We start from the raw sequence: 10970 nt of genomic DNA on the forward strand, positions 1-10970 counted from the left end.
TGAAATCAGGCAATCCGAAATCAGGTTTAGTCGGGAGGAACCCCATGTCGACCCAGATCACCCATTACATCAATGGCAAGCGCGTCGCCGGTACGTCCGGTCGTTCTGCCGCTGTTTTCAATCCGGCCACGGGCGCGCAGAGCGGCACGGTCGATCTTGCGTCCAAGGCCGAAGTGCGTGCTGCTGTTGAATCGGCTGCTGCTGTTCGCGATGAGTGGGCCAATACCACACCGCTTCGCCGTTCGCGTATCCTCAACAAATTCCTTGGCATTCTCGAAGAGCGTTCCGAAGAACTGGCTGCGGCAATCACTGCCGAACATGGTAAGGTTCTTTCCGACGCGCTGGGCGAAGTCACCCGCGGTATCGAGGTTGTCGAATTTGCAACCGGTGCGCCGCAATTGCTCAAGGGTGAGTTCACCGAGAATGTCGGAACCAAGGTCGACAGCCATTCGGTGCGTCAGCCGCTTGGTATTGTTGCCGGTATCACGCCGTTCAACTTCCCGGCCATGGTGCCGATGTGGATGTTCCCGGTTGCCCTTGCATGTGGCAACTGCTTTATCCTCAAACCGTCCGAGCGCGATCCGTCTGCATCGCTGCTTCTCGCGGAATGGCTGACCGAGGCGGGGCTTCCCGATGGCGTATTCAACGTTGTTCAGGGCGACAAGGAAGCCGTTGACGCGCTTCTGTTTGATGCGGACGTTACCGCGATCAGCTTTGTCGGCTCGACCCCGATCGCCAAATACATCTATGAAACCGCAACTGCGCAGGGCAAACGTTGCCAGGCGCTGGGTGGTGCGAAAAACCACATGATCATTATGCCGGACGCCGACATGGATCAGGCTGTCGATGCCCTGATGGGCGCGGCATACGGTTCGGCTGGCGAACGTTGCATGGCAATTTCGGTTGCTGTGCCGGTTGGTCTGGCGACCGCAGATACCCTGATTGAAAAGCTGGTTCCGCGCATCAACGAACTGCGCGTTGCACCGGGCACCGATCCGGCGGCTGAAATGGGCCCGCTGGTAACGGCGGCCCATCGTGACAAGGTTGTTGGTTATATCAACAAGGGTGTCGAAGAAGGCGCAAAGCTGGTCGTCGATGGCCGCGACATCAAGCTTCAGGGCTATGAGGATGGCTACTTTGTCGGTGGCACCCTGTTTGATGGCGTGACCCCGGATATGACCATCTACAAGGAAGAAATCTTTGGCCCGGTTCTGTCGGTGGTGCGCACTGATGATTATGAAACCGCTGCAAACCTTGTCGATAGCCACGAATATGGCAACGGTACTGCGATCTTTACCCGTGATGGCGATACGGCACGTGAATTTGCTGCACGCACCCAGACCGGCATGGTCGGCATCAACGTTCCGATCCCGGTTCCGATGGCCTTCCATTCGTTTGGTGGCTGGAAAGCATCGCTGTTTGGTGATCACCACATGCATGGCCCGGAAGGTGTGCGTTTCTACACCAAACTGAAAACCATCACCTCGCGTTGGCCGACGGGCATTCGCAAGGGTGCGGAATTCGTCATGCCGACCATGAAATAACATTTGCCCTTCTGGCAAAAAAGAAAGGCGCGCAAGGGGGTACTTTGCGCGCCTTTAGTTTATGTGAAATACGGGGAGCCATATCTCACAGGGTGAGCCTTATATCTAATGGGTGATGGCCTGTGTCAGGGTGACGATGTTGAAACCCTGACGGGTGAAAATCCTGGTTTGCTGCTGAATGCTTTCGCGCCGGTGTGTCGGATTTTCATCCAGACTGATACAGCCAACCGGGATCAGGGTGGCATCCCGACGGGCAAGGGCCAGAATATCCTCGGCAATGTGATCTTCGTGAAACACGATATCGGCAGTTTCAATTGCACGTGCGATGCCGTGCGGAAGATCAAAGGCATTGTCTGCATGGATTTCGGCATTCATCGCCTGTCCGCCGGGGACAGTCGCACTACTGCCATCGGGGATAAACTGGCGCAGGGCATCATCAATATCGCGTTTGTCATTGGACTGTGCGGTGCCGTCATGAAGGCCGCGCTGGAAAAAATGGGTCCAGAACCGTTGGCGCGATACATTGTCATGAAGGTGATCGGCGACTTTTTGCCGTGCGTCCCGTGCAATCCGGGCCAGTTCCGACATCGAAGCCGGAAGAACGGTTTGAAGACGTTGGCGGATGATGCGCGCCAATGCCGGGGCGCAGGCACCGGTCGAGATCGTGATCATGACCGGTGCCCGGTCAAGGATTGCCGGAACAATGAAATCACAATGCTGGGTGCGATCAACCACATTCAAAAGAATGTTGCGCCGTTTGGTTGCTGCTTGCACCCGGGTTGTCAAATACGGATCGTCGGCGGCATCAAACACCATCGCCGCACCATTGACCATGGTGTCGACAAACGGTGCGCATTCCCATGTGACCTGGCCATCGCGGACCATCGTGCGAATGTCATCGCAAATTTCCGGGGCGATGACCGTGATGGTTGCCTGACTGCGGACAAGCAGGCGCAGCTTGCCAAGCGCAACTTCACCGCCGCCAAGCACAACTACCTTTTTGCCGGTGACATGAATAAAGGCCGGGAAATAGGCGAAGTTTTCAGATGTCCCGGCATGTGCGGCACTGTCTGACTGAGGCCCGCGATTATTCTGCGGCGCGTGGTAATGCGTCATCGAGAATCTCCTTTATTTCAGGCAGGCACGAACCGCATCCGGTCCCGGCCTGAAGTAAGCGACCAATATCGGCAGCAGACATTGCGTTCTGTTCGGAAATGGCGCGGGTAATGGCCGCCAGCCCGACCGAGAAACATGAACAGATCAGGCGATCGTTGATCGCTCCGGCATCGGGCATCCGTCCGGCCAGCAGGGCATTGCGTTCTGTCGGTGCCACCAGATCAGACGAAAACAGGTTCGATACCCAATCCCGGCCAAGGGCCGGACGTTCCGGGCTGATAAAAAGCGCGCCGGTAATGCGATCCCCGTTCAGGCGCGCAAAACGATGAACGCCCTTTTTGCTGTCGCTATATTCAATAACCTGTTGATCATCGGCGTTTGAGGCAACGGGAAGCAGGGATTTGAACATCATCGGCTCGGACCCGGCAATTTCATAGATCATGCTGCCCGGTCCGGTCGCCGCCACCCAGTAAGGAAGACCGGTCAAATCGACCGGCATGCTTGAAAACAGCAATCCCTGCCATTTCGGAACAAAGGGTTCAAGGATGACGGGGATATGTTTGCTTTCGGGTTGTCCGGAATGGGGGTCGACATTGGGGGCCAAAAGTCGCCCGATCCCGCCTGCTTGCGAAAAGATATCGTTCCAATGCATTGGAACGAAAACCTGTCCGGGCATTTGTGCATCCGTGACCTGAACACGCATCAGGGATGCACCCTGTTTGCTTTTGATCCGGGAGATCCCACCATCCGAAAGCCCAAATTTGGCGGCGTCCTTTGGGTGGATTTCAAGCAACGGTTCCGGGCGATGAGCCGAAAGACGTGCCGCCGTTCCGGTGCGCGTCATGGTGTGCCATTGATCGCGATAACGGCCACTATTGGCGATCAGCGGGAAATCAGGACTGGTTTGGGATTGCGGTGGAATGTGCGCAACACCCAGCATTTTTGCCCGGCCGCTTGAAGTGGTGAAAATACCGTCACCATAAAGCCGTTCGGCGCCAGTAGAGGGTTGGTGGCGACGCGAAGCAGGCCATTGAAATGGCTGCATGGCGTCATAGGCCGATTTCTTGGCCTTGTGCCAGATGCCAATATCAAAGGCCCGCATGCCGTCATTTTCAAATTCGGAAAGGGCGGCATGTTCGGCAAAGATATCGCTGGGGTCTTTATATTTAAACGCCTTGCCATATCCCATGGCGCGTGCCACTTCGGTCATGATCCACCAATCGGCCTTGGCATTGCCTTGTGCCTCGCGGAACGGACGTTGACGCGAAATGCGGCGTTCGGAATTGGTCACCGTGCCCGATTTTTCGGCCCATCCGGTGGCGGGCAGTTTGATATGGGCATGGCGCAATGTGTCGGTGTCACTGACCACATCGGACACAATCACAAGCGGGCAACGCGACAGGGCAAGGCGTACACGATCCGCATCCGGAAGACTTACCGCCGGGTTGGTTGCCATGATCCAGACGGCTTTGATTTCGCCGGTTTCTATGGCCCGGAACATATCAACGGCCTTGTATCCTTCGCCCGGTTCAAGGATGTCCGATTTCCAGAACCGTCTGACGCGATCAATATCGACCGGATCATTGGGGTTCATATGGGCGGCAAGCTGATTGGCAAGGCCGCCAACTTCGCGTCCACCCATGGCATTGGGTTGGCCGGTGACGGAAAACGGGCTTGAACCCGGTTTTCCGACACGGCCGGTTGCCAGATGGCAATTGAGGATCGAATTGACTTTATCCGATCCGCTAGACGACTGGTTCACGCCCTGTGAAAATACCGTGACGGTACGATCAAAGGCCGCGAACCAGTTAAACAACGTTTCCAGTTTTCCCAGACCTGAGCCGGTTTCATCGGCACTGTCTTGCAGATCGAGCCCGCATTTATGCGCGGTTGTCTCGATATCCGGGCAGTCGGCACGCGCCTCTGCCACGGCTTGTTCATAGCCACTCACATGGCGGGCTACGTAACGAAGATCGGTATTGCCCGTCTGGTCAAGCCAGGCCAGCAACCCGTTAAACAGGGCAACGTCGCTGCCCGGTTTGATGGCAAGATGCAGATCGGCAATATCGCAACTTGCCGTCTTGCGCGGATCAATCACGACAATCTTGGTGCCGTGTTTTTCCTTGGCCGCACGCAGGCGCTGATTAAGCACCGGGTGGCACCATGCCAGATTTGATCCGGTCAAAATGACCAGATCGGCGATTTCAAGGTCTTCGTAACATCCGGGCACAACATCGGCCCCAAAGGCACGCTTGTGCCCGACCACGGTCGATGCCATGCAAAGACGTGAATTGGTATCGATATGGGGCGACCCGATGAAGCCCTTGATCAGTTTGTTGGCGACATAATAATCCTCGGTCAGAAGCTGCCCCGAGACATAAAAAGCCACCGATTTCGGACCATGTTTTTCAATGGTATCGCGCAGGCGATTTGCGGTTTCGGCAATGGCGGTTTTCCAACCGACCCGTTTGCCGTCGACTTCGGGTTCAAGCAGGCGAAAATCGCGCTTGGTCTCGGCCATGATCGTATCGATCAGGGCCGCACCCTTGGAGCAGATGCGCCCAAGATTTGCCGGGTGGTCAGGGTCGCCGCCCACAGCCCATCCGTCACGGGTTGGCGAAATGATCAGGCCACAGCCAACACCGCAATAGGGGCAGGTTGTTTTGACCTCATCCCGCATGGCGCAATCCAGCTTGCAGTTCGGTCAGGCCAACACGAACCATGCCGTCAATGACCTTGCATTCGACCTTGGCGGCGCACCCGTCATCGGGTCCCTGTGCCTCGCCGGTTTCAAGTGAAAACACCATGTTATGCAGCGGGCAGGTGACGAAATGGCCGTGTACGATGCCTTGCGCCAGTGGTCCCTGTTTGTGCGGGCAACGGTCAAGCAGCGCAAAAATCTGATCATCAAGGGTTCTGAAAATCGCGATGCGATCAGTTTGGGTTTGCAGGGTGCGTGCGCCTTGCTGCGGGATATTGGCAGCGGGTCCGACTTCTACCCAGGTCAGATTGTTCGTCATCTGTCTTACTCCGCTGCGATCATGGAAAGGGGCTGGAACTCGTGGGCGTCAACGCCCTCGGATGCGCGTTCGGCCCACGGGTCTTTTTGCGCGGTTTGCTGACTGATCATGAAGCGATCAAACAAAGCTTTGCGGTTGTCGGCATCCTCAACAACCCGTTCCTGAACATGCTTCAGGCCAACGCGTTCGATCCAGGGGGCTGTGCGTTCAAGGTAACGGGCCTCTTCGCGGTAAAGCTGGATGAAAGCACCGCAATATTCGCGAACTTCTTCATCGGTCGTGACCTTGCACAAAAGATCGGTTGCGCGGACATGAATGCCGCCATTGCCGCCAACATGCAGGTCCCAGCCGCCATCGGTTGCGACCACGCCGAAATCCTTGATGGTGGCTTCGGCACAGTTACGAGGGCATCCTGATACAGCCATTTTGAACTTGTGGGGCATCCATGACCCCCAGGTCATTTTTTCAAGTTCGACCCCCATGCTCATCGACATCTGGGTGCCAAAACGACACCATTCCTGTCCGACACAGGTTTTGACGGTACGAAGCGATTTGCCATAGGCATGACCCGATACCATGCCTGCGGCATTAAGGTCGGCCCAAACAGCCGGCAGGTCTTCCTTCTTCACACCCAAAAGGTCGATGCGCTGACCGCCGGTAACCTTGACTGTCGGGATATCGAACTTGTCGGCCACATCGGCAATGGCGCGCAGTTCACGCGGGTTGGTCAAGCCGCCCCACATGCGCGGGATGACGGAATAGGTGCCGTCTTTTTGAATGTTGGCGTGCACGCGTTCATTGATGAAGCGCGATGCACCGTGATCAACATACTCACCGGGCCAAGCTGCCAGCAGGTAATAGTTCAAAGCCGGACGGCAAACATGGCAGCCATCGGAAGACTTCCATTCCAGTTCCTGCATGATGGCGGGCATCGATTTCAGGCCCTTGGCAATGATCAGACGACGCACGCTGTCATGATCATGTTCGGTGCAGGTGCAAATGGGTTTGACAGTTGCCGCCTGATAGTCGCCACCAAGGGTCGCGGCCAAAAGGTTTTCAACCAGTCCTGCGCATGATCCGCAGGATGCAGATGCCTTGGTGTGGCCTTTGACTTCATCAAGGGTCGTCAGGCCCTTTTCGGTGATGGCGGCAACGATGGAGCCTTTGCAAACGCCGTTGCAGCCACAAATTTCTGCGTCATCTGGCAGGGCTGCAACAGCGTCAAAAGGGTTTCCGGCAGATCCCCCGGCGAATGCCTGGCCAAAGGCAAGGGTGTCACGCATTTCGGTGACATCCTGCCCGTCCTTCATCAGCTGGAAGTACCAGCCGCCATCGGTGGTGTCGCCATAAAGGACTGCGCCCTTGATCTTGCCGTCTTCAAGGACAATGCGTTTGTAAACACCGCGTCCGGCATCGCGGAACACGATTTCCTCAGTATTGCCGCCACCGGAAAAATCACCGGCGGAAAACACATCAACCCCCGTGACCTTCAGCTTGGTCGATGTCACCGAACCGGCATAGCCATCGGTTGCGATCTCGGCCAGATGGTCGGCACAGGATTTCGCCATTTCAAACAGCGGTGCAACAAGGCCATAGCACAGACCACGGTGCTGAACGCATTCGCCAACCGCAAAGATTGCCGGATCACTGGTGGTCATGACATCGTCAACGACAATGCCACGTTCGACTGCGATGCCTGTGTCTGCGGCCAGACGCCCGTTGGGACGAATGCCAACAGCCATGACCACCAGATCAGCCGGGATCATGCGTCCGTCTTTAAGGCGAACGCCGGTTACATTTTCGGTGCCGACGATTTCGGCTGTGTCGGCTTCGGTAATTACCGTGATGCCGCGCCGTTCAAGTTCCTGTGCCAGAAGATAACCGGCAGACGGATCAAGCTGGCGTTCCATAACATGACCGGCCAGATGCAAAACCGTCACATCCATGCCGCGTGCCTGAAGGCCAACCGCGGCTTCAAGGCCCAGAAGCCCCCCGCCAATCACCACAGCCGGGCCACCCTTGGCGGCGGCACCCAGCATCACATCGACATCATCAACGTCGCGGAAGGTTACAACACCGGAAAGTTTGTGGCCGGGAACCGGAATGATGATCGGGTCCGAACCGGTGGCCAGCAACAGGCGGTCATATTCGGTTTCGGTACCGCTTTTGGAAATCACCACTTTGCGGATGCGGTCGATTTCAACAACGGGATCACCGGAATAAAGATGGATGTTGTTTTCGCGATACCATTCCGGGGTGTTGATCACGATTTCGTCGAAGTTCTTTTCACCCGACAGCAATGGCGACAGCATTATGCGGTTATAGTTCACGCGTGGCTCTGCACCGAAAACGGTGATGTCGTATTTGTCTGGCGTACGGTTGAGGATTTCTTCAACGGTTCTCATGCCGGCCATGCCGTTGCCGATAACTACAAGGCGGGCTTTTGCGGCTTTGATATTTGCAGGGACGTGGTTCATTTGTCTCTGGCTCCTCGTCGCGGGATGCGAAGTTGGCACAAAAAAACGCCCGAAGCGGCCTGCCCTTTAAAAAGGCATTTCGCAACGGACGTCGTTATCCGGTGAACCCGTCTTTGGATTCTTTATATATGCAATCGGCTTTTAAGGCCGGAGCCGCAGGCGACACTGCCCGCGCTCATACCCCTCTATATTCAAGCGCCATGCCAGATTGAAAAGATTGCCGATTTATCTTTCAAGCCATTGGGAAGTAAGAGAAATATTGATCCTTCCGGTTGAGGCTTGATTTGTGATTTTCACCTAATTGATTAAAATTTAAACATCACAAATTTGGTGTGATTAAAATATATGCAAATTTTGGATTTTTCGAAGGGGCCGAAAAATATCGTTGCAGGCGCGATCAGGCAAAATCTTTGATTAACAGTGGGTTGGTGAATTTATCCCGCATCGCGGAAAAATTGGCGCGCCGTTTGCAATTACCATCCGGCGTGAGCAGCTTTGACGAAAGCAGGCCCAATGACGGGTGGCTCACAGTTCTTCGTCCAACGGCGGACGATCAGACGTTTGGAACAGCAGCGCGATGAATGCGCAGCCTTTCCGATACGAATGACGGGTCGCCTGCGGAATCCATCAGATGAAGCAAGAGGCCCATGGGGAAAAACCGTCGGTCGTACATAGCATCTCGCAAGCTCTGCGCGACCTAAACGAAGGGCTTCATATTATGGAAATCAAGAACAAGGCTACACGCATAAATCTCTTCAGTCTCAAGACTGTCCAGATGCGTACTTTCCACCTTACCTGGCTTTCATTCTTCCTGTGCTTCTTTGGCTGGTTCGGGATCGCGCCGCTGATGCCGCTGGTCCGTGATGACCTTGGCCTATCCAAAAGCGAAATCGGCAGCACCATCATTGCATCGGTTGCCATTACGGTTCTGGTCCGGCTTTTGATTGGTCCGCTGTGCGACAAGATCGGCCCGCGCAAAACCTATACCGCACTTCTGGTGCTTGGGTCTTTGCCGGTAATGCTGATCGGTCTTGCCGACAGTTATGAAACTTTCCTGCTGGCCCGTCTTGCCATTGGCTCGATCGGGGCATCCTTTGTGATCACGCAGTATCATACCTCGATGATGTTTGCGCCCAATGTCGTTGGTACGGCAAATGCCACGACGGCGGGTTGGGGTAATCTTGGTGGCGGTGTCACCCAAATGGTTATGCCGCTGATCCTTGCTATGGTGCTGGGCTTTGGTGTTGCTGAAACCATGGGCTGGCGTTTGGCCATGGTGTTCCCGGGTGCGATCATGCTGGTGGTTGCGGTACTTTACTGGGTCTTCACCACCGATTGCCCGGACGGCAACTATGATGAAATGCGCAAAAGCGGCGCGCTTAAGCCCGAAGATGATTCTGCCGGTGCCGCCAAGGGTATGCTTGCCGCAGTGTCCGATTACCGCGTCTGGGCACTGTTTTTGGTCTATGCCGCCTGCTTTGGTGTTGAACTGACCATCAACAACATTGCTGCGATCTATTTCTTCGACAAGTTTGAACTGTCTTTGGCAACAGCAGGCATGATTGCCGGTCTGTTTGGTTTGATGAACATCTTTGCTCGTACACTGGGCGGTGTGTTCTCTGATAAGTTCGCGGCCAAAAGCGGCCTTTCGGGGCGTGTCAAATTCCTGTTTATGGCGCTGTTCATCGAAGGGATCGCGCTTGTTGCCTTCTCGCAGATGGAAGCACTTGCCGTTGCGGTTGCCGTGATGATCGTGTTCTCGCTGTTCGTTCAGATGTCAGAAGGTGCGACCTTCGGGATTGTCCCGTTTGTTAACCGCAAGGCACTTGGCTCGGTCGCCGGGATCGTCGGTGCCGGTGGTAATGCCGGGGCTGTTGCCGCGGGCTTCCTGTTCAAGTCCGAAGCCCTTACATATCAGGAAGGACTTCTTTATCTCGGTTGTGCGGTTATCGTGTGCTCGTTCGCAGCCCTTGCTGTCCGGTTCTCGGCAGCAACCCAGGCAGAAGAAAAGGCACGCTTTGAAAATGCGCAGGCCGAACGTCTTGCAGCATCTTCGGGTGCACAGCCGGTTCCGGCGGAATAAGTCGGACGACCTAAATCTTTTCGGGATGCGGTGGGCATCGCATCCCGAACTTTAATCCGGACCTGAAAACAGGCTGGAACATAATAATGCAAGTCAGAGAGGCGCGGCCGATTGGGCTGTCAGGGAGTTGGGGTTAATTTGGTAAAGCTGGAAGAATACAACATTCTGGTAATCGACGAGAATCCCGACCGTGCGGCGATTGTCGAACGCGGGCTGGTCGAAAGTGGCTATGCCCGTGTGGCCCGTATCGGAACATCCCATAATCTGGTCGAACGCATTCAGGCATTGGCGCCCGATATCATCATCATTGATCTGGAAAACCCGGACCGCGATACGCTTGAACAGATGTTTCAGGTTTCACGTGCCATCGCACGTCCGATTGCAATGTTTGTCGATCAAAGTGACTCCACGATGATCCACGAAGCGATTTCTGCTGGTGTCAGTGCCTATGTGGTTGATGGTCTGCGTCAGGACCGCATTCGCCCGATCGTCGAAATGGCGATTTCACGTTTTAACGTGTTTGATCAGCTCCGGCGTGAACGGGACGAAGCACAAGCCAAACTTAATGAACGCAAACTGATTGAACGGGCCAAAGGCATTCTGATGAAGGAAAAAGGCCTGTCCGAAGAAGATTCTTATGCGCTGCTGCGCAAGAACGCCATGAAACAGAACCGCAAGATTTACGAAATTGCGCAAAGCGTCATCACGGCGTTTCAGTTGGAGTTTTAAG

Annotated in this window: 7 protein-coding genes; 3 read left to right on the top strand and 4 right to left on the bottom strand. The window is 55.2% G+C overall.

Going from position 1 to position 10970, the window contains the following annotated elements:
* Positions 1 to 44 precede the first annotated feature (44 nt).
* On the top strand, positions 45 to 1544 hold the full coding sequence (locus tag TH19_RS14125; RefSeq protein ID WP_114103007.1) for a CoA-acylating methylmalonate-semialdehyde dehydrogenase: 1500 nt from the start codon (positions 45 to 47) through the stop codon (positions 1542 to 1544).
* A 105-nt stretch (positions 1545 to 1649) separates the two neighbouring features.
* On the opposite strand, the gene TH19_RS14130 is transcribed toward TH19_RS14125, so the two are convergent.
* Genes TH19_RS14130 through nirB form a run of 4 tightly spaced genes read right to left on the bottom strand, consistent with a single transcriptional unit; the run spans position 1650 to position 8157 of the window.
* The gene (locus tag TH19_RS14130; protein WP_114103008.1) at positions 1650 to 2660 is read right to left on the bottom strand and encodes a precorrin-2 dehydrogenase/sirohydrochlorin ferrochelatase family protein; all 1011 of its coding nucleotides are present in this window, start codon (positions 2658 to 2660) and stop codon (positions 1650 to 1652) included.
* Positions 2632 to 5340, bottom strand: coding sequence for a nitrate reductase (locus tag TH19_RS14135; RefSeq protein WP_114103009.1), 2709 nt, complete (start codon positions 5338 to 5340; stop codon positions 2632 to 2634). The genes TH19_RS14130 and TH19_RS14135 overlap by 29 nt, the downstream gene beginning before the upstream one ends.
* The gene (nirD, locus tag TH19_RS14140; protein WP_068516984.1) at positions 5330 to 5680 is read right to left on the bottom strand and encodes a nitrite reductase small subunit NirD; all 351 of its coding nucleotides are present in this window, start codon (positions 5678 to 5680) and stop codon (positions 5330 to 5332) included. Before nirD ends, TH19_RS14135 begins: the two co-directional genes overlap by 11 nt.
* A gap of 5 nt (positions 5681 to 5685) precedes the next feature.
* Positions 5686 to 8157 (bottom strand): nitrite reductase large subunit NirB, encoded by a 2472-nt coding sequence (nirB, locus tag TH19_RS14145; RefSeq protein ID WP_114103010.1) that lies wholly within the window; start codon positions 8155 to 8157, stop codon positions 5686 to 5688.
* A 775-nt stretch (positions 8158 to 8932) separates the two neighbouring features.
* Between nirB and TH19_RS14150 the strand changes: the two genes are divergently transcribed.
* Both TH19_RS14150 and TH19_RS14155 read left to right on the top strand, forming a co-directional pair.
* Positions 8933 to 10240 (top strand): NarK family nitrate/nitrite MFS transporter, encoded by a 1308-nt coding sequence (locus TH19_RS14150; RefSeq protein ID WP_258547966.1) that lies wholly within the window; start codon positions 8933 to 8935, stop codon positions 10238 to 10240.
* Between the two features lie 138 nt (positions 10241 to 10378).
* Positions 10379 to 10969 (top strand): ANTAR domain-containing response regulator, encoded by a 591-nt coding sequence (locus TH19_RS14155; protein ID WP_114103011.1) that lies wholly within the window; start codon positions 10379 to 10381, stop codon positions 10967 to 10969.
* The last annotated feature ends 1 nt before the right edge of the window (position 10970 follow it).

This window comes from Thalassospira profundimaris (assembly GCF_003326675.1).
In the GTDB taxonomy this organism is placed as follows: domain Bacteria; phylum Pseudomonadota; class Alphaproteobacteria; order Rhodospirillales; family Thalassospiraceae; genus Thalassospira; species Thalassospira aquimaris.

What these genes read in the sequence shown, in the direction of transcription:
- TH19_RS14125 (WP_114103007.1), top strand. Translation starts at nt 45, where the DNA reads ATGTCGACCCAGATCACCCATTACATCAATGGCAAGCGCGTCGCCGGT.
- TH19_RS14130 (WP_114103008.1), bottom strand. Translation starts at nt 2,660, where the DNA reads ATGACGCATTACCACGCGCCGCAGAATAATCGCGGGCCTCAGTCAGAC.
- TH19_RS14135 (WP_114103009.1), bottom strand. Translation starts at nt 5,340, where the DNA reads ATGCGGGATGAGGTCAAAACAACCTGCCCCTATTGCGGTGTTGGCTGT.
- nirD (WP_068516984.1), bottom strand. Translation starts at nt 5,680, where the DNA reads ATGACGAACAATCTGACCTGGGTAGAAGTCGGACCCGCTGCCAATATC.
- nirB (WP_114103010.1), bottom strand. Translation starts at nt 8,157, where the DNA reads ATGAACCACGTCCCTGCAAATATCAAAGCCGCAAAAGCCCGCCTTGTA.
- TH19_RS14150 (WP_258547966.1), top strand. Translation starts at nt 8,933, where the DNA reads ATGCGTACTTTCCACCTTACCTGGCTTTCATTCTTCCTGTGCTTCTTT.